Source organism: Bacillus cereus group sp. MG9, from assembly GCF_040459995.1.
GTDB lineage: Bacteria > Bacillota > Bacilli > Bacillales > Bacillaceae_G > Bacillus_A > Bacillus_A mycoides.
Genome location: NZ_JARVHC010000001.1, coordinates 1,128,128 through 1,153,625, shown reverse-complemented (window position 1 = coordinate 1,153,625; position 25,498 = coordinate 1,128,128). Strand labels below are relative to the sequence as shown.

Here is a 25,498-nt window from a genome sequence, read left to right as displayed (position 1 = left end):
ACGTGCAGTAATCCCCACCCTATGAGTGCGGATACATAAAAACAACAAACTTGACGATAACTAACTATCCACATATGGAATAGCAGTTTCACAGTGTAAAGCGTGTTTTATTGTATGCCCATCTATCTTTAGGTGTGTCTAGTTATAAAGAACGTACGAACTGTCCATAACAAGAATAACTATTTCTATAAAAGGAGAAATGAACTATGATACAACGCAAACACATTTTGTATAACCAACCGCGCGCTCATACAGTCGGTAATGTAGAATATATAAACAAAGAATGGGTATTCTTTGATGATGAAAATGATGAGGCTTTTCTATTAGAAGATATTGCTGAAGATGGTTTTGAAATTTTATATAACAACAATTGGCTACCAGCTCGTTTTTATGAACAAGATATATTACAAATTGCAAATGAACAACATTCTCTCCAAAACGGGGAAATGATACGAATTCGAAAAAAATTACTTCTTAGCTATAATGAATGGCTTGAGGAATTACCTGACTCTGTCTTTACATTATTAACCGAATCATTGCAATCACTTAATTACTCTTTATATGATTGCATGTATTGTCATAATTATTTATCCTTCTTGCCAAAAGAGGAAGCATGCGAAGGAGTAAATATTCTTTTATTCGATAACGACGAAATGATTTGTACATTGCAGCATCATTTTGTACGCCACTCTTCCTCTAATAAAAATATTTTGCGATTTACGAAAGCAAACGGAGAAGAGTTGCATATTGATGCGACATAAAATAAAAACCACCTTATCTCCCAAATATTTGAGATCATAAGGTGGTTTTATTTTTTATTAGAATACTTTCCAACCAATCGGTAATTTCAGTCCAAGGTAAAATACCGCTACTAGTGCAACAATAAATAATCCCCAAAATGCCCCTGTTGCTTTGTTCTTGCTCATTTTCACAAGAACCATTTCCATTCCAGCGATTACTAATATACCAGCTAGCATTTTCATGCCGTACCACATGTGCATGCTACCTGTTGCCGTCTTCACAATACTCATGTACAACATGAAACCTGTCACAATAATGATGATATACATAAGGCGAAGCCCCATATGTACACCTTTACCTTTTCTTCCTGCTGAATAAAGTGAATACGCAACGAAGAATAAAATTAATCCTAACGCCCATGCTGTAATATGCATATGTACCATCGTATCCCTGCCTCCTCTTTTTCACACTTTTTCACTCTATATGATAACATGTTCATATATTTTCAGGAAATGTTTCGCTTTTTTATATTTAAATGCTATAATATTTAGAGTATTTACAAACTTCTTGTAATAACAAAAGGGGGAACAATCATGATTCAAACTAAGGATATTATCGAACTTACAGACACATACGGGGCAAATAACTACCATCCACTTCCAATCGTTATTTCTAAAGCAGAAGGCGTTTGGGTAGAAGATCCTGAAGGAAACCGCTATATGGACTTATTAAGTGCATATTCTGCAGTAAACCAAGGTCATCGTCATCCAAAAATCATTAACGCTTTAATTGACCAAGCTAATCGAGTGACGTTAACTTCTCGTGCTTTCCATAGCGATCAATTAGGTCCTTGGTACGAAAAAGTTGCGAAACTAACAAATAAAAATATGGTACTTCCTATGAATACAGGTGCAGAGGCTGTTGAAACTGCAATTAAAACAGCTCGTCGCTGGGCTTATGATGTGAAAAAGGTAGAAGCAAACCGTGCAGAAATCATCGTTTGTGAAGATAACTTCCACGGACGTACAATGGGTGCTGTTTCTATGTCATCAAACGAAGAGTACAAGCGTGGCTTCGGTCCAATGCTTCCTGGCATTATTGTAATTCCTTATGGTGATTTAGAAGCGTTAAAAGCTGCGATTACACCAAATACAGCTGCATTCATTTTAGAGCCAATCCAAGGTGAAGCAGGAATTAACATTCCACCAGCTGGTTTCTTACAAGAAGCTTTTGAAGTATGTAAAAAAGAAAACGTTTTATTCGTAGCAGATGAAATCCAAACAGGCTTAGGCCGTACGGGTAAAGTATTTGCTTGCGACTGGGACAATGTAACTCCTGACATGTACATACTTGGTAAAGCACTTGGCGGCGGCGTATTCCCAATCTCTTGTGTTGCAGCAAACAGCGACATTTTAGGTGTATTCGAGCCAGGTTCTCACGGTTCTACATTCGGTGGTAACCCACTTGCATGTGCTGTTTCTATTGCAGCTCTTGAAGTATTAGAAGAAGAAAAATTAACAGAGCGTTCTCTTCAATTAGGAGAAAAACTAGTTGGGCAATTAAAAGAAATTGATAACCCAATGATTACTGACATTCGCGGTAAAGGTTTATTCATCGGTATCGAATTAAACGAGCCAGCTCGTCCTTACTGTGAACAACTAAAAGCAGCTGGTCTACTATGTAAAGAAACACACGAAAACGTAATTCGTATTGCACCACCTCTAGTAATCTCTGAAGAAGATTTAGAGTGGGCGTTCCAAAAAATTAAAGCTGTACTATCTTAATCATAGTGAGGTTGTCCTAAATATAGGACAACCTCTTTCTTTTTTAGTAGTTTATCGTAAAATAAAATTGAATATTCTGTTTTTTGTCAAAAAGGGGGTAACTGTATGCTATTGAAATACGGTAAACACATTAACAATTTAGCTACAATTTTTATTTCTATGACATTCATCGGCTTCATATTATCTACAACTTTACTCAGTCATTATTCAACTCCTAATACATTCACACTACTCAAAACATCATTTTGGGCTGCTGTTTTCCTTACAATTATCGGTTTTGGCCGTGAGAGAAGCGCACTTGCAGTTATGCTAATTGGAATTTGTACTTTAGCATTAATCGGATTGTATATTTTCGCCATCATAGATTACTCCGTTAATCCACGCCCATAGAAAAGAGCTATCTTTTCACAAGATAGCTCTTTTTTCATTTCACTATATTTCTTAACGTACCAATTCCCTCTACTGTAACAACAACTTCATCACCAGCATGCAAAAACTTCGGTGGTGTGAAACCTTTACCAACACCAGCTGGTGTCCCTGTTGCAATGATATCTCCTGGTTCTAATGTCATGCCTTTACTTATAGTTGAAATAATTTCTTCTATTGAAAAAATCATTTTATTTGTGTTTGAAGTTTGCCTTATTTCTCCATTTACTACGGTTTCAATGTGTAATGCATTCGGCGTTTCAACCATTGATTTATGAATTAAATACGGTCCCATCGGACAAAATGTATCGAAACTTTTCCCTAGGAAAAATTGTTTATGTTTTCTTTGAATATCCCTAGCAGTTACATCATTGATAACTGTATACCCAAAAACATGATCAAGAGCTTTTTCTATTTTTATTTGTTTCCCTCGCTTACCAATAACGATTGCTAGTTCACCTTCGTAATCAAGTTCATTCGTTGCGTGAGGGTGACCATTAATTTTCTCATCAATTCCAATCACTGTTGTTGGCGCCTTTGTAAAAATCATTATATTTTCAGGGATAGACTCTACTCCGCCCATTTCCACTGCATGCTCACGATAGTTTTTTCCAACGCACAAAATATTCTTTCTTGGCCTTGGAATCGGTGCTAATATTTTCACCTCTGTTAACGGATAATACGCCGCTTCTCCGTTCTCTTTTGCCCAATTTACAATTTCACATACTTTCTCAAAGCATTCAGTCCCTCTTTCAATACACTCTAACATTGTAATCGGGATCGTAACCTTTTCCCCTTTTTGCCTTTGCGCTTCTCTTAAATGTAAAACTTTATCTTTCTCTTCATCCACAATACCTACAAACACCTTTTCTTCTTTCTTCGCTGTTACAAAACGCAATATTTCCACTCTCCATCCTAAAACTCATACCCTTTAATTGTATTCGCATCCTTCAGAAAAAACCCTTCTCTCGCACGCTAATTTTTACAATATTCCTTCCTCCTTATATTCGTTCCTCATCCGTTATTTGACATAAAATGTAGAAATTATACTTTTTTTAGCGAAGATGTTTCTTTTTTATTGAATTTTTGTATAATATGTACTACATATATACATAAAATTTATTGAGAGATGGAGCCGATTTCAATGTTTGAGCAAGCTATCGAAAAAAAACGCGAAAAAATGATCTATTTTGCTGAACGCTACGGAATGACTTCTCAAAAAACAGTGAATTGTAGCCAGGAATTGGACAGGCTCTTAAATGTTGTTTGGCCTATACACACAGATTGCACACACACTCAAATGTTCGAAACACATACGCAATAACGTATGTGTTTCTTTTATTTCAAAAAAATACACATTTTATTGAAAACGCCCATACAATAGTAGAAAAGAAAATTTTAAAAACGAAAGGTGTTTTGTATGCCAGCTATGGTCGGACATATTCGTATCGTTAATATTGGATCAAGTGGTATTTTTCATATTGGAGATGTATTTGCGATTAGGCCTATTAGTTATTCACGCGCTTTTGCCGGAGCCGGTTCATTTAATGTTGGGGATAACGTCTCTGTCTACAATTATCAAAGCTCAACGACTGTCAATGATTCAGATGTAATTGATCAAGCAATAATCGGTTCGAACTAAAGGAGGCGATTGCATTGAATTTTTATGTGAACCAAAGTATCATCATTAACAGCATTAAAATCGATAGCATTACGACCTCTTCCGTTTTTCAAATTGGAACTGCAGGTAGTATTAAGGCTCTTTCTAAATTCTCAAATTCTGGCGGATTTACAGAACCTCTTCGCCCTTTAAGTGCGAAAGGACAAATTATTTCTATTAAACCTTCAACTAGTTCTTCTTAAACCATCCTTATCATAAATATATAACAGTACTATCCCCTCCCTATTGAAAAGGAGGTTTCACAAATGAATCAAGATATATACACTTACCTACACCAACTTCAGCAAGCTCTCCAAATACAGCAGCAAACTATTCTAAATCTTGAAGAGCAAGTTCGCCTACTACAAGAAGAGCTTAATGAGTTAAAAAGTCGTCCCTCCTCTTCTATAGGAAAAGTGGAATATAAATTCGATCAATTAAAAGTAGAAAATTTAAATGGCACTTTAAATATTGGCTTGAATCCATTTTCATCAAAGGGGCAGCAAATTGAAGATTTTCAAGTGGATACAGAAACATTAAAAGTAAATCCTGAAACAGAAACAAATCCAGACTTTTATCAAGGCGTCCTTCAAGAAATGCATCGCTATTTAGATGAAGAAGCATATAGTCGAATTCTCCATTTTGAACAAGAAGAGAGAACGCCGCTTGATGAGATGTATCGGCAAATGATGGTGGATGACATAAAAAAACAGATGGAACATAGACTTCCATATTATTTATCACAAGTTCAATCGTATGAGGGTATTTCCACAGATCCCGATTATTTACGAGACGTCATTATTCAAGCAATGAAACAAGATATTGACAAAGCCTTCCTTTCCTTTATTCAACACATACCGGGCAATTTCCGAAAGGAGTAAGTATGTATGAATTTAAATGTTGTGAACCGCGAGTTAAAAGTAGGGCAGATTAAAATGAACGGGGTTTCTTCTTCCGCATTATTTTTAATTGGAGATGCTAACCTTCTCATCCTTTCTTCAATTCTTGATACGCCATTCGAATCCGTTACAGAGGGGCCATTTGTACCATTAGTAACAGATGTCCCTCCGACTCCAGGTTGAGGAGAGGAAAAATTATGCTCCGTCATACTTCAGTTGTACAAAATGTTTCTATCATTTCTATGGGGATTTCGGCCGTCTTCCAGGCCGGGGATGCTAATCAAATAGAATTAAAAAATAGAGCGCTTATCGTTCATCGAGAAATCCCTTGTTATATAAAAGGTGAAGGTCGTTTTGATGCGTTTGAAATCTTTACAGATGAACACATTACAATTCCAAAGCGAACAACAGATGTAAGAATGAATATTGTAAATGAGTGCCCTTTTATTGAAGTAAATGATGTTCACTTGCGAACAATTTTAAATTCCGCTTGCTTTCAAATCGGCAATGTTGACTATGTTTTTAATAATTCTCGCACGCTACAAATCCGTCAATTTATTACTGATGAACCTTCCTCTAAATAATTCATATAGTAATTAAAAAGCTTAGTAAAGTAGGTGGATGGTATGCCTTCGGTTGTAGGAAATCTTGTCGTTCAAAACAGTAATGGCTCTTTCAACTTAGGAGATTTTTATAACGTGTCTCCGAAAGAAAATACGAAAGCTTATAACGGGTCTGGAGCTTCCAATGTCGGATTTGTCGTCAACACTTTTAGCGGCGTTAGTGCAACAAATACATTTGATTCGGACGTTGCAGACCAAGATCAAATTGGAACAGCGTAAAAAAACAGCCTTAGCTCTATTTTGTGTAGAGCTAGGGCTGTTTCTTTTAATTTTAACATCTTACATATTTACGTTTGAATCCGAGTCTTCCTCTATCAAGTTCTTTATGAATACTTTCGTAAGCATTTAGAAAACTGCTTTTTTTGTTGTCCCGTTTTAGCTCCACTATGCCTACTTCCTTTGCAGTTTCAACTGCCTTTTCATGTAGCGGCACATATGAAATCCCCACGGTGTTTAGAAAATTATTCATAGCGGATTTCGTTCGTTCTGGCGCATCGTGAATTGTATTTTTCACAACTTCTAGCATATTGGTAATCTTACTTTCGGAAAATTCATGGTCTTTTCGATTCCCTAAAAGCCAGCAGTAGCAACTCCAGCCCGCTGACATTCTTAGTTCGTCACCACTTGCAATCCATTTATCAGCAACGTCTTGTGCAAAATCTGATTCAGATAAAGTTACTGCCACCACATAATCGGACAGCATATAAAAGTACGCCCCATCCATCCAACGATCAAAATCCGATTCATTCATAGTTTTCGGGTCTGCAATAATGCCTGCAAAGTACATCGCATCATAGTTACCTGTAGCATAAAGCTCTTCAGCTAAACCTTGATTGATTTTTATTTTCTTCGCGATTGGTTTCATAGCACCTGTAGCTACTCCAAAAAGTGGCTCCTTTGCACCATTGGATATGTATATTTTTTTAGTTCGTTCCTTGCCGAGAGTTTCAAGCTCTTGCATTACTGTTTCAAAATCCATCGTATTGCACTTCCTTCCTTAATATTATAATCAATTCGCTTATCTTCTTTATCAAGTTCTCTATACTTCATAACTCCATCTTTTAAAGCATTTTGTCCATCGATTTACGATTTTCAAAATGGGATTTCGTTATATGCGTTTATCTAGCTAATTAATACCGATTATAAAAACTAATCATTAATGAAGATGCTACTCCCCGCTAATGATTAGTTTTTTTATTTAAATGATAATCCCTTATCTTCTAAAGCCGCTCTCAATTTAGGTAAAGATGCTGGTCCTATACCGTGCAGTTTCAAAATTTCTTTTTCACTATACTTTGAAAGTTCTGCTTCAGTCGTTATTCCATGGTGCTCTAACGCTCGCCTTGCTGGTGCTGAAAGAAGAGAAAGAAAGCCTTCTTTTGGCTTTCTCTCTTTCTCACAGGTTGGGCAAGTTGGACAATCGCTACTTTTGTAGTACTCGTGTCCTTGATCACAAGTTCTTAACGTCGCCATAATCCATAACCCCTTTCTAAGCTCTATTCGTCAATATTTACAACATGATTTCCATCAAAGAAATATAAACATTTCTCTTTCACAGGATGTTTTAAGCTTTTCTCGAGTGCTTTTGCATATAGTGAAAGCTGTACTTTGTATCGGTCTTCTAAAATTGGTTTCGCTTGATCAAATCCGCCTGGGAACTTTCCTTCAATCGTATCTGTTTTAAAGTCGATTAAAGTAATTCCGTCTTCCTCTTCGATCATGCAGTCGATAACCCCTTGGACAAGTATTGATTCGCCTTTCTTCCCTTGCCAATCTTGATACGCTTCTTCTGCTGAAAGCATCATCGTAAATGGTACTTCACGTTCAACACTTTTTGCTGCTAATACCCTTTTACCTAAGTCACTGTCAAAGAATGAAATTACCTTTTCAATCGCTATTTCTTCAGCTTGTTCAAATGTTAATAGTTCTTTATTTACCATTCTTGCAATTTGTTCTTGAAGAACTTCAATCGTAATTGGTTTCTTCAAATCTACATGCTGCATAACGGCATGGACTGCTGTCCCTCGCTCTGCGTATGTTAGCCCTTTTTTCTCCATAAAGCGCGGACGTATTTTAATTGGTGCACGAAGTTTTTTAATAAAGGCATTATCGCTACCTTCTTCAGATTGATAATTTCTCTTTATTTCTGTAACAGACTGTTTCGCACGGTGAGATGTCGCGTCCGCATACCCGTATTCCCACATTAATCTGTCGTACACTTCTTCTTTCCGTTCACTTTCTAACGGAACAGCTTTTTTATCGCGAAGCGCTTCTAATAACTCTTGTTTCTCTTCTTGAACTGGTTCTGGCGCAAGTAAATCTTTTCCTTCAACAACTTCTACTTTCCAGCTAGCACTATATTCATAAATTTCGCCTGGAATATTTCCTTGTCCTAATTCAAGAAGCCTTTCACTATCACGGTGTCTATATAAGGAAGGTGCAATCCAGTCTAAGTAGCAAGACGCTCCAGCGCGTATATGGTCTGGTAATAACCATTCACTATGCTCTCTTGCATCGAGCCATTTTTCCATTTCTTTATTTGCATCTTTAACTGTTCCAATTAAAATTAACTTCTCTTTTGCACGTGTTAATGCTACGTATAGTACGCGCATTTCTTCCGCAATTAATTCCATCTTCATTTTACGCTTAATCGCTAGTTGCGATAATGTCGTATATTTAATTCGTTTACGAGGATCGATAAATTGTGAACCGAAACCGAAATCTTTATGAAGTAAGAAACGCTTCATTAAATCTTGTGTATTAAAACGGCGACCAAGTCCAGCTACAAATACGACTGGGAACTCTAGCCCTTTACTTTTATGAATCGTCATAATGCGAACAACATCTTCTTGTTCTCCGAGGGCTCTCGCCGTTCCCATATCATCTCCGCGTTCTAAAATACGCTCAATAAAGCGCAAGAAGCGGAATAATCCTCTAAACGATGTTGCTTCATATTGTCTTGCGCGATCATATAGTACGCGTAAGTTTGCCTGCCTTTGCTTTCCGGCTGGTAAACCGCCGACAAAGTCGTAATAGCCTGTCTCACCGTACACTTTCCAAATTAAATCAGAAAGAGATTGTTGACGCGCAAATTCACGCCACCCTTGCAGTAAGTTATAAAACCACTCTAATTTATCATGCAGTTCTTGTTCTTCTTCAAGCGGCGCTCCCTTTAAGAATGAGCTCATCACTTCATAAAACGAGCCTTTCTTTCCGTGAGCACGAAGCGTCGCAAGTTCTTCGTCATTTAGTCCAACGATCGGTGAACGAAGTACAGCTGCAAGCGGAATATCTTGCATCGGGTTATCAATGACGCGGAATACGTTCATCATAATATTTACTTCTGTCGCTTCAAAGTAACCAGTCGCAAGGTCAGCATATACCGGAATTCCTTGTAGTTTTAACTCTTCCATAATTTGCGGCGCCCATGGCATGGAGCGAAGTAAAATAACGAAATCACGATATTGCACTGGGCGCATACTATCGGTTTTACGATCATACACTTCATAGCCTGAATCGACCATTGCTTTAATACGCTGCGCCATAAGACGAGCTTCAAGCTGCGCTTTTTCTACTTCGGCACCTTCTTCACCGTCTTGCACTTCTTCCTCAGTTTGCTGAATACATAATAGCTCTGCCGCTACATCTTCACCTTCTGGATAGCTAGCACCTAGCTTTAATTCAGCGTCAGCATCATAATCGATTTCGCCGACTTCTTCGCCCATAATTTGTTTGAAAATAAAGTTCGTACCTGCTAGCACTTCATGACGGCTACGGAAGTTTTTCGCTAAGTCAATCTTCATTCCGCCGCCCGATCCTTCTTGTGTGAAACGTTTATATTTTCCTAAGAATAAACCAGGCTCTGCTAGTCGGAAACGATAGATTGACTGTTTTACGTCACCAACCATGAACAAGTTTCCTTCACTCTCAGAATCTTTCGTTACGAATTTAATAATTGATTCCTGTACGAAGTTCGTATCTTGATATTCATCAACTAGTACTTCAGCAAATTTATTACGATATTGAAGTGCTACTGCTGACGGCTTCATTTCACCGCCTTCACTTTGCTCGCTTAAAATTTGCAAACAGAAATGCTCTAAATCTGTGAAATCGACCATTCCTTTATCTCGCTTAATCGCTTGGAAACGCTCTGTAAATACTTTTACAAGCTTCACGAGTTTTTCTAATACAGGATGCATATCTTGAAAATCTCGTAAGAAACTTTCGGGTCTGCGGCTAAATAGCTCTTCTTGTAATTTCTTCACTTCATCTTTCGCTTTATTACGAAGAGAATCTACTTGTTTTACAACATCTTCGTTGTAATCACTTTTTTTAATACGCTTTAACGTTTGCCACGATACATTTTGCATCGCTTCATAAACGCTTGTCCACGATCCACGAGCTGCTGAGGATAACGTTCCAAGTAAAGCTAAATCCGCTTGTAAAGTTTCAACGCGAGGCGCTGGACCATCAGGAAGCATTGCGAGTTCAGTCGCCTTACGAATATGCTTTTCCGCTGTTTCAAGCTGGAATTTTACATCTTCTAATAAGTAAGAAGCGTACACTAAATCTTCAATCGTCTTTCCTTCAACGTCGTATGCTTCTACTAATTTATCAAGCCACTTCTCCGGGTTTGGATGCGCTCTTGATTCTGTATGAAGCGCTAAAATCATTCGTTGTAAGTCATCGTCACTACGGTCACTCGTATAACGATCAACTAGTTCAAAGAAAATACTATTATCTTCGATTCCATATTCTTCTTCTAATATGTCATCTAGCACTTCTTCTTTTAATAACTCATTTTCTGTTTGGTTCGCAATACGAAAACGAGGATCGACATCAAGCATGTAATAATATCCTCTAATAACTTGTAAACAAAATGAATGAATTGTTGAAATGGAAGCTTTATTTAATAAGCTAAGCTGCTTTCTTATATGTTGTGAACCTGGCCCATCAATTAATACTTTTTCTAACGCTTCCCCAATTCGATTTTTCATTTCTTGCGCTGCTGCATTCGTAAATGTTACAACGAGCAGGCGGTCGACATCGACTGGATTTTCCTCACTTATAATCTTTTTAATAATACGTTCAACTAATACCGCTGTTTTCCCTGATCCAGCTGCCGCTGCGACTAAAATATCACGTCCGTTCGCTACAACCGCTTTCCACTGGTCATCTGTCCATTGACTACCTTCTGGTTTCTGAGGCCAATTTTCTATCATTCTCCGCCAACCTCCTCTCTAATTTTCTCCATCGCTTCGCTATCTTTCATATCTTTTAACGTACGGAATTGGTTATCTTCAAGTGATTCATCAAATTGACAAACAGATTTGAAGTTACAGAACGTGCATGCCGCTTTATTCCCCTTTTTGTAAGGAGCAATATCGATAACACCTTCTGTAATGTCTTTTCCGATATTTTCAAACGAGTGGTGTACATATTTTTGAAGTACGTTAAACTCTTGTTCACTTGCAATGCTAGAACGCGCACTAAAACTACCATCTTTTTTCAGACCAGCAGAAATAATATCAGAGCTTCCTGTTGAAAGTTTATTATCCATTAAACGCACAACGTCAGCATCTCCTAGTACGAGACCTTTCATTTTAAATTTCTTTAAAATTTCTTTCTCAATTTCTTCTTCAGATGCATCGCCTTTCATCTCAACAATCGGGTTATGAATATGGAAATACAATACACCCGCCGGTGATGCAGTACTGCCCTTTTTCATCCACGTATGTGCATTTGAAGTAACAACATCTAAATACGTTAACATTTGAAGTGCGAGTCCGTAATACACTTCTGTTAAATCTAACGCTTTCGAACTTGATTTATAATCAATAATACGAAGGAACGTACCACTCTCATCTTCCGCCTTATCAACACGGTCAATACGGCCAACTACTTCCATCTTCACACCATTTGGCAACGCAAATTCCATTGGCGGAAGAGATCCAGTCCCGCCCATACCGAACGGTACTTCTAAATCAACTGGTACAAATCCACTCGACTTCGCATGTTCACGAAGAATAAGTGACGTACGGAAAATGATTTGTTGTAGTTTTTGCTTTAAATAGAAATGACGGTTCGAACTTAATAAAATTTGTCTTTGTAATAACGGTGCAATTTCTTCTATTACTAAAGCAGAAAGGTGTTCACACTCTTTTATTGATAAATCCGCCCAAGTCCGATTTTCACGTAATAGCTTGTCTGCAATTCTCTTCAGCGCTGCATGGAATAATTCACCGATATCTGGCGCATCAAGTTTGAAAATATCACGCTCTCTTAGCGATAAACCGTGCTGGGCAAAATGAGCGTACGCACAGCGATTAAATAGTTCCATACGAGAAACGCTTCCCTTAATTGTATCTCCATATAAATCCCTACTTACATCTGTACTTAGTTTCTGTGCACGATTTCGGTAGAATAAACTTGATAACACACGGCTACTTTTTTGCTTCCATTCATCTGAAGTAACGTAGAAGTTATATACATCCCACCAAAAGTCTAAATTCCCTTCAAATCCGTATCGCTTCCACGTTTGCAGTTGCTGCATGACATAAGACAACGTTACTTCTGGCGTTGCTACATATGAGATTTGTTCCGAACGCGATAAGTCATTTACATCATTCGTAATAAACGATTCTTTCACATCAGGGAACATTCTTTTTATTTTTTTAATAAAACTAGAAGCAAGTAACGTCTTTCCTTCTTCATCCGCAAGCGGACAGGAAATGTATAACTTCTCAGATGCTCTCGTCACCATTTGATACATAACGAACTGTTCTTCTAATAACGTTTGTCTCGTCGTTGGTGCTAATTCGATACCTGCAGCGGTGAGAACATTTCTTTCCTCATCAGAAAGCATACCTTCATCCATAGGCGCTGCTGGAATCACTCCTTCATTTACTCCAATAATGAACGTCGCTTTAATATCTGATAATCTAGAATGATCAATGTTAGCAACTAACACTTGATCTAGTGACGGCGGAATGTTCGCAAATTGAAGTGCCTCAAGACCTGTCGACATAACCTCCGTAAACATTGAAAGGGACATCTTCTCTTCGCCAAGCATCTCAACGAACGTATCAAGAAGATTCATCACTTCTTCCCATACTTGCTCATGGTCTGTCGCAAATAAGAAATCTCCATTTTCTTCTGCACGAACACGTAATTCTTCTAGTTTTTTCGGAACGTCAAGCTCCTCTAAAAATAAATATACCGCTTCGCACATTTGCATAACTGTTCCAGCACGCTTCAGTCTTTTTTGCATACGAATAACTGGCGTTCTTACAACGTCGCGAAGTCGATTTATTTTCTCTTCCATTTCACGCTCACTGTCTGTTATCATTTCGCTCGCATCATCAAGAGAACGATAACGACGATACATCCACGGATCTTCAGAAGTCCATCTCTTCCCTTGTACACCGTACGCTAAACAGTAGTTTTCAAACTCATCCATCTCTTCGCGCATCGCTTCTTTTCTTACATCTAATGGATATAAAAGCTCTGTTTTCACGCAGCGGAATACTGCATCATAACGCCAATTCCCGCTAATAATCTCGAGTGCAGAACGAATACATTCTACTAGCGGATGATGTGACATTGGGCGTTTTTCATCGATGAAATGCGGGATATTATAATCCGTAAATAACGTTCGCATTACGTCGTAATAACTTTCTCCGTTACGAAGAAGGACTGCGATATCTCGGTAACGATAGTCTTCATCCGCCACAAGTCTTCTAATTTCACGAGCTACACCTTCTACTTCAGCTCGTAAATTAGCTGCTGTACTAATTGTTACACTCGCTTCACCATGATACTTTTCATTCGGACGCGCTTCATAATGCGTTTCTAAATGAGCTAATGCTGGAGAATGAAAACGCGGTTGTTCCATAAGTGGAATTGTTTTTTCAATTTCTATTTTCTCTTCACGCGCTACTTGTTTTATTTTTTCATACGTTAACGTCGTTTCATAAAATAAATCTAGTTCATTCACTGGCTGCGCTAACGTTTTTTCATCTATCGTTAATGTTATTGTTACTCTTGTTCCTAATCTCATTAGCCCTCTAACGATTTCTAGCTCTTGAGGAGAAAATGAATGGAATCCATCTATATAAATTTCCGCGCCTTTTACATACTCAGAGTCTGAAAGCTTCTCAATTAATAATTGTAAGTAGTCTTCTGAATCTAAATACTTTCCGATTAAAGCACGTTCAAAATCATCATATAGTAACTGTAAATCATACACTTTATTCGCTAGTAGCTTTTGCTCTGCACTACTGCTATGCGTGTCTAATTGTTGCCACATTTCATATACGTTAGACGGCGTCACATTGTAACGTTTAAACTCAGCAATCATACTACCAAGATGTTCAAAGAAACCGTTTTGCTCCGCTGCTTTTTGAAACACAGATAGTCCATCTTTACGAGATTCTACAATTTTACGAAGCAACATATGTACACCAGCTTCATCAATATGAAGACGACTCGCTCCGCCAACTTCTTGCAGCACCTTCCACGCTAATCGCGAAAAACTAAAAACTTGTGCCCGAATAGAACCTCTTACATCTTCACTCCCAATTAACGCCTGCTGCGTTTGGAATGTCATCTGTTCTGGTACAAGATATAATATTGTTTTCCCTCTTGGGCGCTGTTTTAACTCTTCTTGCACTTCGTGTAAACAAAGTGTACTTTTTCCACTTCCAGCTCTACCAATCACAAATCGAAGTGACATGAAACCCCACCTTTCACTTACATAACGAACGTTAGTTTGCTATCACAATTGTATTATAGGACGATAAAAAAGACAAACATACTCGTTTGTCTTTTCCTTATACTTCATTTTATTATATCAGCCTTTTGAAAAATTCGTTTGTACCTCTTGAATCGGCCAATATCGTAAATCAACTTTACCGACAACTGTATCAGCTTTCACAAAACCGAAGTGCCTACTATCCCAGCTACCAAGGCGGTTGTCACCAACTACAAAAATAGAACCGGGTGGTACAAACTTTTCTTTCGTTAACTCTTCTAGTTTAAAATCGCCTGTTAATTGCCGTCCATTTGTCTCTTTCTTATACGTCTCTAAATAAGGTTCATCCACGAATTGTCCGTTTATATATAATTTATCATGCTTATATTCGATATGATCCCCAGGTAAACCGATAATTCGCTTTACATAGTCCTCTTTTTTATTCGCATGAAAAACGACGACATCAAATCGATTCAAGTCCCCTACTTGATAACTCACCTTATTCACAACGAGCATATTGCCATCTTGCAATGTCGGCATCATTGACTTCCCCTCTACAACGTACGTTGAAAAGAAAAACGTTCGAAAAAATATAGCTAATAGTACACCAATTAAAATTGTTCTTATCCACTCTAGCCCTTCTTTTTTCAAAGTTTTCTTCATTCGCTTCTCCCCTCGCCCTTTAATGATGAAGCTTGCATTTATAAAGTGAAACTTAATCGGTGGGGGTTTTGTTCATCCCCCACCGATTATTAGTTGAACCAATCGGGCATTTACGGGCAGTTTGATCTCCCACCTAACTTCTTTGCTTCAGTCGAATTTTCTGGTGGGAGTTTTACTGCCCGTTAATGCGGGACAAAGAAGACTTTTCCTAATGTAGTTCTAACTTTACTTCAATTTTTTTACCGACATACCATAAAATAAAAATAACAACGCCCACAATAACCGATTTCACCGGCTTATGAATAAATGACACTAAATCATGACCGATATACGTTAAAATAAAGATCATAACAAGCTTTCCAAATGCTAATGCTAGTCCAAACTGTTTTACGCTAATGCGAGATAAACCAGCTACAACGTTTATAAGCGCAGATGGTGTGAACGGAAAACAAAATATAACAAAGATTGGCGCGAACCCTTTTCTTTCAATCCATCCCATCGCTTTTCGCACTCTCTCATGCTTATTTACAAAAGAAAAGAAACGACTTCTTCCAAAGCTACGAATAATGAAAAATACAAGCATTGCACCAATTACTGACCCAATCCATGAATAAAGAAAACCGAACCAAAAACCAAATGCAACAGCATTCGCCAACACAAACACAATGAGTGGCAATGCCGGAATAAGCGCCTCTATCATCGGTAAGCCAATACCGAGAAGTGGTCCGAACGCACGATAACTTTCAACAATATGATCCATATTTTCTGGTGAAAAATACTCTTTGATCGTTTGAAAATCCATTCTACACTTTACCCCTTTACTCTAATTACTACCTCTACTGTATCATTGCTTAAATGAAAGAGGAAATGGTAGATACGACATATGGAGATGTATTTATTAAAGTTTCCATATCATTCGCTAGAATTCCTTCATTATTATGCTATGATAATCTTTCAATATTCGACAAGGTTTGTTGTACGTTTGGTTGTTTGAGGAACAATATTTTTTAATGATTTTTTTCGGTAAATGAAATTACAGCGGTGATTTTCTGAATACATCGACCACAATTTGATTTTTATCGACTTTCCGACAAAAACAGACAAATAAAAAGGATGAGTCTCCCCATCCTTTCCCTCTCACACTTCGCCTTCCTTCACAAAATACACTTTCTCATATGCTGGTGTTAATTTAGATTCTTCATTTTTATCAATCTCTTTAAAGCAAGGATTTCCTTGTTTTTTCTTACGATCTTCATACTCTGTCCGTAATTTCGCTGTACGATTTTGCTGATTTTCAAAGCTACTTTTTGACATTTCTAGTTTCACAGCGAAACCATTTATAAATCTAATAATAAGATTTCCATCTTTTAATTCTTTATTATCTTCAATATGAAAATGAGACAACCACGCACACTCTTTTCGAGAATAAGAATACGTAGGGAAAAAATAAAGTTGATCTGTCGGGCTAATTGCGATAGGAGCTTTATGTGTAATACGAGTTAACTCCTTCGTTCCTTCTTTTCTTCCAAAGAAACTAGAACCATGCTTCCGGCAACTTCTCTCTATAATATCAAGAGGCTTTTGAAATACGAAAAAAGAATCTTCCATTTCTACAATTCGCGTAACAACTTTCTTTTCTCCTAGAACAACAGGAAGTAAGGCCATTGTATTTTTGCTTACAACATAGTTTTCGACATAACGTTCTACTTTACTTTCCATAGTCTACTGTCTGCTACTACAAATATAGGAAAATGTATATCCTTAGAGTATGTAGTTTTTGCACGCTAAGAATATTTTTATCTATACTCGCTCTTTTGTTAGTAACAGATTTTTCACCTCTCTTTTTTTAATTTTCGATTGCTATTTAATTTCCCTTCTTCATTTCCCTTTTATAGTAGCACCTACGAAAAGGAAATGGTTTACATTCTACGATTCTTTACAAATACTTATAATAAATCAAATATAATACAAATCTATTAATAATTATATATGAATATTAAGGGAATAATCTGTATAAAAAGAGGATTCTATATACGAAAAAAGAATTTATATCATTTTTAATATGTTTAACACATTCCCCTTTTCATATAATTACAGCAATTAATTTTGCTATAATTAAAATATAAATCAAATATACGGAGGTCTCTCATGGAAGAAAAGCAAGATCATCCAACAATTCAAATGAAAAATAGTAGCATTGTTATCGTAAAAAATTCAGCGAGTATTATATTCGGTTTATTTTTTATTTTACTGTTCTTCGCGAAGCCTTTTCGTAAATCTAAATGTCCAGAATGCAAGAAACGTGAAAAGAAAAAAGCTGTGAAAGAACACTAAAAGGCCTTCCTTTACGGAAAGCCCTTTTTACATACTGATTGCCATTTCCTTCATTCTTCTTCATCCTCAAAAAAAACTACTATTTTTCCTTCCAAGATTCTCTGTATCTCTTTCAACCTGTACTATGATTATATATGGTTCTTGATCTAAATACCGAGAATGAGACTTCCTCAAATCAATTACCGTCACTTTATCATTTTCATAAGTTTTCGAGTACGCCTTTATTTCTTCAATCGTACTTTTTAGGCTGTCTTTATTACTAATATAAATATCGTATATCTCAACAACAAAAAAAAGGATGGCATAAGCCATCCTTTTTTCTATAATAAACTATAAAATTATAGTTTGATTACGTTTTTAGCTTGAGGTCCACGGTTGCCATCTTCGATTTCGAAGCTAACTTTTTGGCCTTCTTCTAAAGATTTGAAACCATCAGTTTCGATTGCAGAGAAATGTACGAATACATCGTTTTCGCCTGGAACTTCGATGAAACCGAAGCCTTTTTCGTTGTTAAACCATTTTACTTGTCCTGTAACTGTCATAATTATTTCCTCCTACGAAAATACATTTTATTTAGTCTTCATGTATAAAAAAAGAATCCACACATTATCAAATTCGAAACATAAACTAGTTCTCACATACTTTTTCCCGTTTGTTTTCGGCATTTGATAATATATGGATTGCTTAATTTAATTATTCAACTGGTATTATCATAACACACTTAAAATAGAATGTACAATCTTTTTAAAAATAAAATTTCTAAATTTTAGTATTTCTTATAAAATATAACCATACCTATTCTAATAAGGAGGCGTGTATGACAGAAATAATCCCTAAAAAAACATTAAAGAGAATTGAAAAAGATATTGAAAATAACAACCTTGGAAAAGCAAGAGATAGATTACACGGATTAATCACTACTTATCCGAATGAATTAGCACTTAGGAAAAAACTCGGTGACATTTACTTTACATTACCCAGAAATGGCCGGACGGTATTGGTATCTTGAAAAAGAGAAAACAGATGTTATGCACGCGGCATGTCTACAATTTGAAAAATCGATGGGAAACGACTCTTATCATATTGTACGTGCTTTAAAATTCAAAGGAGATCGTAACATTATTACAGGACTACACACCGAACGTCCCTTACAGCCATTGCAGAAAAAAGTGATAGAGGAACTAATTGATGATTATGAAGAAACATGGAAAGACAAACTATTTACATGGGGCTGTCTATCATTATTCGCATTCCTTCTTTTTACTGCTATCGTTGGTATATTCACTATATTAGATTGGATATTTTAAATAGAAGTGAACGTCCCACAATACGACGACAAATAAAATTACATCAACTTTCCGACAAAGTTTAACAATGTCAGCGACGTAATAACAAATAAGAAAAGTGCCCCAAAAATATTTTTTGGGGCACCTACTTATACCTTTATTTCGTAAACTGTTCTTCTTCTGTGGATCCTTTTAGAGCAGTCGTTGATGAAGTACCGCCTGTAATCACTTGTGCTACTTCATCAAAGTATCCTGTTCCTACTTCGCGTTGATGGCGCGTTGCAGAGTAACCGTATTTCTCTGCTGCGAACTCTGCTTGTTGTAATTCAGAGTACGCTGCCATGCCGCGCTCTTTATAACCACGCGCTAATTCAAACATGCCGTAATTTAATGAATGGAATCCAGCAAGCGTTACGAACTGGAATTTATAACCGTACGATGCAATTTCTTTTTGGAAGCTTGCAATCGTTTTTTCATCTAATTTTTGTTTCCAGTTAAAAGAAGGGGAACAGTTGTAAGCAAGTAGCTTCCCTGGATATTTCTTATGAATTGCGTCCGCAAAGCGTTTTGCATCTTCTAAGTTTGGCTCCGACGTTTCACACCAAACGAGATCTGCATACGGCGCATACGCTAAACCACGTGCAATTGCTTGATCAAGACCTGCTTTCGTATGATAAAACCCTTCTGGCGTTCTTTCACCTGTAATAAACTCTTGATCAACTGGATCGATATCGCTCGTAATTAAATCTGCCGCATCTGCATCTGTTCTTGCGACGATAATTGTTGGTACACCCATTACATCCGCAGCAAGACGTGCCGAAATTAAATTACGCACCGCTGTTTGCGTCGGTAATAATACTTTTCCGCCTAAATGCCCGCATTTTTTCTCTGAAGATAATTGGTCTTCAAAGTGCACGCCAGATGCACCCGCTTCAATCATCCCTTTCATTAATTCAAATACGTTTAACTGTCCACCAAACCCAGCTTCAGCATCCGCCACAATTGGGACGAAATAATCCGTATCACCGTTACCTTCCATATGCTGAATTTGATCAGCACGTTGAAGTGTTTGGTTAATTCGTTTTACAACAGCTGGCACACTGTTCGCTGGGTATAAGCTTTGGTCAGGATACATATGTCCAGAAAGGTTCGCATCTGCCGCTACTTGCCAACCGCTTAAATAAATTGCTTTTAATCCAGCCTTCACTTGTTGCATCGCTTGGTTTCCTGTTAATGCCCCAAGTGCATTAATATAATCTTCTGTATGAAGTGATTTCCAAAGCTTCTCTGCACCACAGCGCGCTAACGTATGTTCAATATCAATCGATCCGCGCAGACGAATTACATCTTCAGCTGTATATGGACGTGTGATCCCTTTCCAGCGCGTATCTAGTTCCCAGCTTTCCTGCAATTTATCAATTCTTTCGTTTTTCATATGTTCCATCCCCTTTTCTTGTTTCTTATAAAATTTCATAACCCGGTAATGTTAAAAACGGCATGAACTCGTTATTACGAACAAGGTTTGTAAACAGTTTTGTTGCTTCTTCAAATCTCCCCTTATTAAATGCTTCCTTACCAATCTCTCTTTCTATTTTTGCTAGTTCTTCTTCTTTCAATTCTTCCATCAATTTAAAAGTGATATTACGGCCATCACTTAACTTTCCACCCTCATGACGAATCCACTGCCATACTTGTGCTCTTGATATTTCCGCTGTTGCCGCATCTTCCATTAAGTTATAAATTGGAGCTGCTCCTCTCCCGCTTAACCAAGATGCAATATATTGAATACCGACGTTAATATTCGTGCGAAGGCCACCTTCTGTAATCGTTCCCATCGGCACTTCTAATAAGTCCTTTTCTGTTACACGTATTTCTTCACGCTTTCTAAAAATTTGATTTGGCGTTTTCATTATGTGATTAAATACTTCCATTGCAACCGGTACAAGTCCCGGGTGGGCAACCCAAGTCCCGTCATGACCGTCTAAAGCTTCGCGCTCCTTATCAGCACGCACTTTCTCGAAAGCTGCCTCATTTGCTTCTGGATCATTTTTAATTGGGATTTGCGCTGCCATCCCTCCGATTGCTGGCGCATTACGGCGATGACACGTTTGAATAACTTTCAAAGAATACGCGCGCATAAACGGCGCTGTCATCGTGACTTGCGCTCTATCCGGAAGTAAAAATTCATTATGATTACGGAAGCTCTTTAAGAAACTAAATATATAATCCCATCGTCCGCAGTTTAAACCAGCAGAATGATCTCTTAATTCATACAAAATTTCATCCATTTCAAATGAAGCGTGAATCGTTTCTATTAACACAGTCGCTTTAATCGTTCCGTTCGGAATGCCGATATACTTTTGAGCGAATATGAAAACGTCATTCCATAATCTTGCCTCTAAGTAACTTTCCATTTTCGGTAAGTAAAAGTACGGGCCACTTCCTTTTGCTAAAAGCGTCTTCGCATTATGGAAAAAGTACAAACCAAAATCTACTAAACTGCCAGACATGTTCTTGCCGTCAACTTGCATATGTTTTTCTTCTAAATGCCACCCTCTCGGACGCACAATTAATACAGCTGTTTTACTATTTAAACGATATTCTTTTCCGTTTTCATTTTTATGTGAAATCGTTCCCTTACTCGCATCTCGTAAGTTAATTTGACCTTCGACAGCATTTCTCCAAGTTGGTGCATTCGAATCTTCAAAGTCTGCCATAAAAAGATGTGCTCCTGAATTTAAAGCGTTAATGACCATCTTTCTATCCACCGGCCCAGTAATCTCCACGCGGCGATCCTCTAAATCTTTCGGAAGCTGGGCAATTGTCCAATCCCCTTCACGTATATGCTTTGTTTCTTCTAAAAACGTAGGAAACTCCCCTGCATCAATTCTTTTTTGTTTCTCCACACGCTTTTTTAAAAGTTCCGTGCGGCGTTCATTGAAATTTTCATGCAGTTCCTTTAAAAAACTAAGCGCCTCAGGTGTCAATATTTCGTTGTACGCTGGTAACATTTCTCCGGCCAGTGTAACCCGTGAAGTTTGCGTCGACATATTAGCATCCCCTTCTTAAACTGTCTTATAACAGATTTGATTTTATGTTTTATATTATATAACAAATCTTCAGAAAAGGAAGTTTTTTTTGAAAATTCACTTCGTTTTTTTCAAACCGCCTTTCTTTCGCGCAAAAAAAGGCCACTGCTATACAACAGTGGCCTTTATGTATTATTTTTTATTGCTGTGCCATATCATTCGAAATGGCTCTATATAAAAACTGTGCGTATTGTTCGCGCTTTACGCTCATAGACGGACCAAATTTATTTTCTCCTATTCCAATTGTAATATTATTTGTTTGTATTGCGCTAATTGCATTGTTTGCCCATGAATCTGTTAGAACATCATTAAAAGTATGAGGTCCCTTTGCTTCTAATTCAAAAGCATTCGTAAGAACCTGTGCCATTTCCGCACGTGTTAGCGTATCCTTCGGTCTAAAGTTCCCAGTTCCATCACCTTTTAAGATACCTACTTCTGTTAATACTAAAATTTCTTCTATGAACATTGTTGAGTTTTCATTAATATCTTTGTATGGATTCTCAAGTACGTCGCCTTCCTCAAACACTTCGCTAAAATCAATCGTACGATAAATTAAAGCCGCTACTTGCTCACGTGTTACATCATCACCAAAACCAAACTTCCCATCTCCATAACCATTAATGATTCCCCAGCCTGCTAGAGTGTGAATAGCTTCAAAAGACCAATGACCTTTTGGTACATCTTTAAATACAACAGAATTTGCTTGTTGTTGTTGCTTCACAACTACTTCAGCATTTACTTTAGTACCTTCTGCACTTAATACAACTCCACCCATAATTGTTAAAGCCGTTGCTATTTTTAAAAACTTTTTCTTCACCGCATTTTCCCCCTAAAAACATACTTTTTTTCTACTATAAAGAATTAATAAAAAAGTATCAATATACTTATTTATATAAGTTTTGTCTAATTTGCGAACATCTTTTCACATACTTTCCTTTACACTTCGTTGATAATAAAGTTACTAAATAATATCTTTTTCTTATGAATTGTCACTTTAACACACCTGTTTTTTTCATTTTTGGTAAATTCATGTTTTGTATTAAAGTGAATAAATATACATGAATTAAATAAAAAAAGCGCAAAACTTTTGCACTTTTTTCAAAATAACATATTACTATAATTAAAATATTTTCACCTTTCTATTAAACAACTTTTGAATTTCCGCTTAATACTTCTCATCTTTCAAATGAAAATTAATAATAGCCTTATATAAAAATGCTGCATATTGCTCACGTGTTACAAATTTATTTGGTTCAAATTTTCCATTCCCTGTTCCTATTATGACATTATTAGATTGCAATGCACTAATTGCATTTTTTGCCCAATAATTATTTGGTACATCTGCAAATGTATGTTTCTTCTTCACTTCAAATGAAAATGCTCGTGTAAGGACTTGTGCTACTTCTGCACGTGTTATCGTTTCCCCCGGTCTGAAATTCCCCTTCTCATCGCCTTTAAAAATACCATGTTCTGTTAATGCTAAAATTTCCTTTGGAAACATTGTTGATCTTTCAGAAATATCTTTATACGGATTATGTAACGGTCCTTCATGTTTTATATTAAGTGCGCGATACAGTACTGCCGCCACTTGTTCTCGCGTTACATTATCGCCAACACCAAATTTCCCATTTCCATAACCTAGCATAACTTTATTATATGCAACGTCTATAATATATTCATATGCCCAATAGCCTACTGGAACATCATCAAATACAATCATTTCTGGATACTCTTCTGCTTTTATATTAGGAACATTTGCATTTAATAATAAACCACCCATAATAGTCGCTACCGTCATTATACGCAACATTCTTTTCTTCATTGCCCTCTCTCCTTCATTTCCATTTTATTAAAATGGAAAATAATAGACTACATTCTTTTTCCATATTACATATGCTGTATTTGCAAATCTCATGTAATACATTCATTTTTAACATCTATTATTTTGAAGATTACTACTAAAGGGAAGCAAATCCGTCCTCATTTCAATTGGTATACCGAATCATAGACAAATTATTATGACGTACACTCTGTAAATCCTTCTTCAGTTTCAAAGGATTTACAATGTTGTACACTAACATATTCTATAAGATTTTCATTAAATCCTTTGCTTATAAAAACTTCATTTTTCAGACAAAAAAAGTGCAAATATTGTCCATTTGCACTAAAAAACATTCCACCTATTAACGTTAATGACGTAGCTACTTTTAATCCCGGTAAATATTATGCTTCTGAGTACACTTTCACTCTTTCATCCCTCGGCTTCCAGAAAGTAAATGCCATTCCTACAAATATAAGGATAATCCCCACTACTTGCATACTAGTCGGTCTAAATCCGGTAAAGACTGTATCTAATAGTATTGCAACCGCAGGATCTAAAAACACTAATACCGAAATTAATCTCGTCGATAAATCTCTTAAACTGTCAAAAAATAAGTAATATACAAATCCCGTATGTATAAGTCCTGTCGCTGTGATCATTATCCAGTTCATCTCTGTTAATCCTTGAAATTTCCCGAAATCTACGAATGGTAGCAATAAAAATATACCCAAAAAAGTTTGTAAAAATGTCATCGCATATGCACTCGCATGCTTAATTCCTTTTCCGAGCAACGTTGTAAATGCATAAAATAAAGCTGCAAGAAGCGCCCACACCATTCCAGACGACATAAGTTTCTCAAGCGACATACTTCCATCTACCCCAGCTACTAAAACTGTACCGATGAAACATATGGTAATGGACAGAACCGCAAATGCTGTTAACCTCTCTTTAAATACAATACTACCAATCATTAATACGATGATCGGTGCAAGATGATATACAGAAATCGCAATTGTAATCGACATAAGTTCAAACGCTTTAAATAAAAACACCCAGTTAAAAACGAGAAATACGCCACACGCTAATATTTGTACAATTTCTTTTTTATTCCATTTCTCATTTTTATATTGTCCTGTTGCAAACCAACATAGCGTTAAAAATAAAGTCGCACAAATACACCGAATAAATACTAATTCAAAAGATGGTAAACCCGTTTGGACAGAAAAAAATCCAATCGATCCGAAAATAGACATCGAAAGGATCATTTTTATAGCCGGCATTGATTTTGAATGAAACAATTTTCTCCTCCCCCTACAATCATCTCTTTATAAACTAAAAATTCTAAAAGCATTACATATCATTATATATCACAATTGAAAAACTGTAAAAAAATAGAATGTAAAAAGTAGAATTCACACC

Annotated in this window: 26 protein-coding genes and 3 pseudogenes; 12 read left to right on the top strand and 17 right to left on the bottom strand. The window is 36.8% G+C overall.

From position 1 onward, the window contains the following. Nucleotides 1–206: 206 nt before the first annotated feature. Nucleotides 207–761 (top strand): DUF2777 domain-containing protein, encoded by a 555-nt coding sequence (locus QCI77_RS05860; protein ID WP_044437749.1) that lies wholly within the window; start codon nt 207–209, stop codon nt 759–761. A gap of 57 nt (nt 762–818) precedes the next feature. Here QCI77_RS05860 and QCI77_RS05855 read toward each other — a convergent pair whose 3' ends face one another. Then, nucleotides 819–1,184, bottom strand: coding sequence for a YisL family protein (locus QCI77_RS05855; protein WP_002087025.1), 366 nt, complete (start codon nt 1,182–1,184; stop codon nt 819–821). Nucleotides 1,185–1,334: 150 nt separating this feature from the next. Between QCI77_RS05855 and rocD the strand changes: the two genes are divergently transcribed. Together rocD and QCI77_RS05845 are read left to right on the top strand one after the other, a co-directional pair. After that, nucleotides 1,335–2,525: an ornithine aminotransferase gene (gene rocD / locus QCI77_RS05850; protein WP_000616665.1), complete on the top strand. Its 1,191-nt coding sequence runs from the start codon at nt 1,335–1,337 to the stop codon at nt 2,523–2,525. 105 nt (nt 2,526–2,630) lie between these two features. After that, on the top strand, nt 2,631–2,915 hold the full coding sequence (locus QCI77_RS05845) for a hypothetical protein (protein ID WP_000925332.1): 285 nt from the start codon (nt 2,631–2,633) through the stop codon (nt 2,913–2,915). Nucleotides 2,916–2,949: 34 nt separating this feature from the next. Here QCI77_RS05845 and QCI77_RS05840 read toward each other — a convergent pair whose 3' ends face one another. Then, nucleotides 2,950–3,849, bottom strand: coding sequence for a fumarylacetoacetate hydrolase family protein (locus QCI77_RS05840; protein WP_353824651.1), 900 nt, complete (start codon nt 3,847–3,849; stop codon nt 2,950–2,952). Between the two features lie 246 nt (nt 3,850–4,095). On the opposite strand from QCI77_RS05840, the gene QCI77_RS05835 reads away from it, so the two are divergent. The 7 genes from QCI77_RS05835 to gerPF all read left to right on the top strand — a co-directional run bounded on the left by QCI77_RS05835 (nt 4,096) and on the right by gerPF (nt 6,352). Beyond that, entirely contained in the window at nt 4,096–4,275 is a 180-nt protein-coding gene (locus QCI77_RS05835) for an aspartyl-phosphate phosphatase Spo0E family protein (RefSeq protein WP_088045458.1), read from the top strand. A gap of 96 nt (nt 4,276–4,371) precedes the next feature. Further along, the gene (gerPA, locus tag QCI77_RS05830) at nt 4,372–4,593 is read left to right on the top strand and encodes a spore germination protein GerPA (protein WP_001111190.1); all 222 of its coding nucleotides are present in this window, start codon (nt 4,372–4,374) and stop codon (nt 4,591–4,593) included. Between the two features lie 14 nt (nt 4,594–4,607). Next, nucleotides 4,608–4,814 (top strand): spore germination protein GerPB, encoded by a 207-nt coding sequence (gerPB, locus tag QCI77_RS05825; protein WP_002149891.1) that lies wholly within the window; start codon nt 4,608–4,610, stop codon nt 4,812–4,814. A gap of 63 nt (nt 4,815–4,877) precedes the next feature. Then, complete coding sequence (gerPC, locus tag QCI77_RS05820) at nt 4,878–5,492, top strand: spore germination protein GerPC (RefSeq protein WP_113769120.1); 615 nt, start codon at nt 4,878–4,880, stop codon at nt 5,490–5,492. A gap of 6 nt (nt 5,493–5,498) precedes the next feature. Beyond that, complete coding sequence (gerPD, locus tag QCI77_RS05815; protein ID WP_001052805.1) at nt 5,499–5,693, top strand: spore germination protein GerPD; 195 nt, start codon at nt 5,499–5,501, stop codon at nt 5,691–5,693. A 14-nt stretch (nt 5,694–5,707) separates the two neighbouring features. After that, nucleotides 5,708–6,094, top strand: coding sequence for a spore germination protein GerPE (locus QCI77_RS05810; protein ID WP_113769119.1), 387 nt, complete (start codon nt 5,708–5,710; stop codon nt 6,092–6,094). 42 nt (nt 6,095–6,136) lie between these two features. Beyond that, entirely contained in the window at nt 6,137–6,352 is a 216-nt protein-coding gene (gene gerPF / locus QCI77_RS05805; RefSeq protein ID WP_001141570.1) for a spore germination protein GerPF, read from the top strand. 52 nt (nt 6,353–6,404) lie between these two features. Here the strand turns inward: gerPF and QCI77_RS05800 are convergent, their stop codons facing one another. From QCI77_RS05800 to QCI77_RS05765, 8 genes and pseudogenes are all read right to left on the bottom strand, one after another. Next, nucleotides 6,405–7,112 carry a DNA alkylation repair protein gene (locus QCI77_RS05800; protein WP_113769118.1) on the bottom strand — a complete coding sequence of 236 codons (708 nt, stop codon included), beginning with the start codon at nt 7,110–7,112 and terminating at the stop codon, nt 6,405–6,407. Between the two features lie 215 nt (nt 7,113–7,327). Continuing rightward, complete coding sequence (locus tag QCI77_RS05795) at nt 7,328–7,606, bottom strand: RNA polymerase alpha subunit C-terminal domain-containing protein (RefSeq protein ID WP_002011271.1); 279 nt, start codon at nt 7,604–7,606, stop codon at nt 7,328–7,330. Between the two features lie 23 nt (nt 7,607–7,629). Next, nucleotides 7,630–11,355 carry a helicase-exonuclease AddAB subunit AddA gene (gene addA / locus QCI77_RS05790; RefSeq protein ID WP_113769117.1) on the bottom strand — a complete coding sequence of 1,242 codons (3,726 nt, stop codon included), beginning with the start codon at nt 11,353–11,355 and terminating at the stop codon, nt 7,630–7,632. Further along, nucleotides 11,352–14,867, bottom strand: a complete 3,516-nt coding sequence (gene addB / locus QCI77_RS05785; RefSeq protein ID WP_016093092.1) for a helicase-exonuclease AddAB subunit AddB — start codon at nt 14,865–14,867, stop codon at nt 11,352–11,354. Before addB ends, addA begins: the two co-directional genes overlap by 4 nt. A 117-nt stretch (nt 14,868–14,984) precedes the next feature. Further along, complete coding sequence (gene lepB / locus QCI77_RS05780; RefSeq protein ID WP_113769115.1) at nt 14,985–15,548, bottom strand: signal peptidase I; 564 nt, start codon at nt 15,546–15,548, stop codon at nt 14,985–14,987. Nucleotides 15,549–15,756: 208 nt separating this feature from the next. Then, nucleotides 15,757–16,350: a TVP38/TMEM64 family protein gene (locus QCI77_RS05775; protein ID WP_002011278.1), complete on the bottom strand. Its 594-nt coding sequence runs from the start codon at nt 16,348–16,350 to the stop codon at nt 15,757–15,759. Nucleotides 16,351–16,685: 335 nt separating this feature from the next. Further along, entirely contained in the window at nt 16,686–17,267 is a 582-nt protein-coding gene (locus QCI77_RS05770; protein WP_002011279.1) for a competence protein ComK, read from the bottom strand. Nucleotides 17,268–17,316: 49 nt separating this feature from the next. Continuing rightward, nucleotides 17,317–17,394, bottom strand: a pseudogene (locus QCI77_RS05765) (RNA-guided endonuclease TnpB family protein); the annotation flags it as partial. Between the two features lie 302 nt (nt 17,395–17,696). Between QCI77_RS05765 and QCI77_RS05760 the strand changes: the two are divergent. Next, nucleotides 17,697–17,882 carry a hypothetical protein gene (locus QCI77_RS05760; RefSeq protein ID WP_002011281.1) on the top strand — a complete coding sequence of 62 codons (186 nt, stop codon included), beginning with the start codon at nt 17,697–17,699 and terminating at the stop codon, nt 17,880–17,882. Between the two features lie 50 nt (nt 17,883–17,932). On the opposite strand, the pseudogene QCI77_RS05755 reads toward QCI77_RS05760, so the two are convergent. After that, nucleotides 17,933–18,194: pseudogene (locus tag QCI77_RS05755) on the bottom strand (hypothetical protein). A 26-nt stretch (nt 18,195–18,220) separates the two neighbouring features. After that, the gene (gene cspA / locus QCI77_RS05750) at nt 18,221–18,424 is read right to left on the bottom strand and encodes an RNA chaperone/antiterminator CspA (protein ID WP_002011282.1); all 204 of its coding nucleotides are present in this window, start codon (nt 18,422–18,424) and stop codon (nt 18,221–18,223) included. 275 nt (nt 18,425–18,699) lie between these two features. Here cspA and QCI77_RS05745 point away from each other — a divergent pair. Then, nucleotides 18,700–19,189: pseudogene (locus QCI77_RS05745) on the top strand (DUF6584 family protein). Nucleotides 19,190–19,325: 136 nt separating this feature from the next. On the opposite strand, the gene aceA reads toward QCI77_RS05745, so the two are convergent. From aceA to QCI77_RS05720, 5 genes are all read right to left on the bottom strand, one after another. After that, nucleotides 19,326–20,603: an isocitrate lyase gene (aceA, locus tag QCI77_RS05740; protein WP_002140795.1), complete on the bottom strand. Its 1,278-nt coding sequence runs from the start codon at nt 20,601–20,603 to the stop codon at nt 19,326–19,328. Between the two features lie 25 nt (nt 20,604–20,628). Continuing rightward, on the bottom strand, nt 20,629–22,218 hold the full coding sequence (gene aceB / locus QCI77_RS05735; RefSeq protein WP_113769113.1) for a malate synthase A: 1,590 nt from the start codon (nt 22,216–22,218) through the stop codon (nt 20,629–20,631). Nucleotides 22,219–22,396: 178 nt separating this feature from the next. Further along, on the bottom strand, nt 22,397–23,074 hold the full coding sequence (locus QCI77_RS05730; RefSeq protein ID WP_088030985.1) for an S-layer homology domain-containing protein: 678 nt from the start codon (nt 23,072–23,074) through the stop codon (nt 22,397–22,399). A 348-nt stretch (nt 23,075–23,422) separates the two neighbouring features. Beyond that, entirely contained in the window at nt 23,423–24,079 is a 657-nt protein-coding gene (locus tag QCI77_RS05725) for an S-layer homology domain-containing protein (protein WP_113769111.1), read from the bottom strand. A gap of 401 nt (nt 24,080–24,480) precedes the next feature. After that, complete coding sequence (locus QCI77_RS05720; RefSeq protein WP_113769110.1) at nt 24,481–25,377, bottom strand: DMT family transporter; 897 nt, start codon at nt 25,375–25,377, stop codon at nt 24,481–24,483. Between the last annotated feature and the right edge of the window lie 121 nt (nt 25,378–25,498).

Bases quoted from the DNA above. Each gene is read 5' to 3' on its own strand.
- QCI77_RS05860 (WP_044437749.1), top strand. From the start codon at position 207: ATGATACAACGCAAACACATTTTGTATAACCAACCGCGCGCTCATACA.
- QCI77_RS05855 (WP_002087025.1), bottom strand. From the start codon at position 1,184: ATGGTACATATGCATATTACAGCATGGGCGTTAGGATTAATTTTATTC.
- rocD (WP_000616665.1), top strand. From the start codon at position 1,335: ATGATTCAAACTAAGGATATTATCGAACTTACAGACACATACGGGGCA.
- QCI77_RS05845 (WP_000925332.1), top strand. From the start codon at position 2,631: ATGCTATTGAAATACGGTAAACACATTAACAATTTAGCTACAATTTTT.
- QCI77_RS05835 (WP_088045458.1), top strand. From the start codon at position 4,096: ATGTTTGAGCAAGCTATCGAAAAAAAACGCGAAAAAATGATCTATTTT.
- gerPA (WP_001111190.1), top strand. From the start codon at position 4,372: ATGCCAGCTATGGTCGGACATATTCGTATCGTTAATATTGGATCAAGT.
- gerPC (WP_113769120.1), top strand. From the start codon at position 4,878: ATGAATCAAGATATATACACTTACCTACACCAACTTCAGCAAGCTCTC.
- gerPD (WP_001052805.1), top strand. From the start codon at position 5,499: ATGAATTTAAATGTTGTGAACCGCGAGTTAAAAGTAGGGCAGATTAAA.
- QCI77_RS05810 (WP_113769119.1), top strand. From the start codon at position 5,708: ATGCTCCGTCATACTTCAGTTGTACAAAATGTTTCTATCATTTCTATG.
- gerPF (WP_001141570.1), top strand. From the start codon at position 6,137: ATGCCTTCGGTTGTAGGAAATCTTGTCGTTCAAAACAGTAATGGCTCT.
- QCI77_RS05800 (WP_113769118.1), bottom strand. From the start codon at position 7,112: ATGGATTTTGAAACAGTAATGCAAGAGCTTGAAACTCTCGGCAAGGAA.
- QCI77_RS05795 (WP_002011271.1), bottom strand. From the start codon at position 7,606: ATGGCGACGTTAAGAACTTGTGATCAAGGACACGAGTACTACAAAAGT.
- addA (WP_113769117.1), bottom strand. From the start codon at position 11,355: ATGATAGAAAATTGGCCTCAGAAACCAGAAGGTAGTCAATGGACAGAT.
- addB (WP_016093092.1), bottom strand. From the start codon at position 14,867: ATGTCACTTCGATTTGTGATTGGTAGAGCTGGAAGTGGAAAAAGTACA.
- lepB (WP_113769115.1), bottom strand. From the start codon at position 15,548: ATGAAGAAAACTTTGAAAAAAGAAGGGCTAGAGTGGATAAGAACAATT.
- QCI77_RS05775 (WP_002011278.1), bottom strand. From the start codon at position 16,350: ATGGATTTTCAAACGATCAAAGAGTATTTTTCACCAGAAAATATGGAT.
- QCI77_RS05770 (WP_002011279.1), bottom strand. From the start codon at position 17,267: ATGGAAAGTAAAGTAGAACGTTATGTCGAAAACTATGTTGTAAGCAAA.
- QCI77_RS05760 (WP_002011281.1), top strand. From the start codon at position 17,697: ATGGAAGAAAAGCAAGATCATCCAACAATTCAAATGAAAAATAGTAGC.
- cspA (WP_002011282.1), bottom strand. From the start codon at position 18,424: ATGACAGTTACAGGACAAGTAAAATGGTTTAACAACGAAAAAGGCTTC.
- aceA (WP_002140795.1), bottom strand. From the start codon at position 20,603: ATGAAAAACGAAAGAATTGATAAATTGCAGGAAAGCTGGGAACTAGAT.
- aceB (WP_113769113.1), bottom strand. From the start codon at position 22,218: ATGTCGACGCAAACTTCACGGGTTACACTGGCCGGAGAAATGTTACCA.
- QCI77_RS05725 (WP_113769111.1), bottom strand. From the start codon at position 24,079: ATGAAGAAAAGAATGTTGCGTATAATGACGGTAGCGACTATTATGGGT.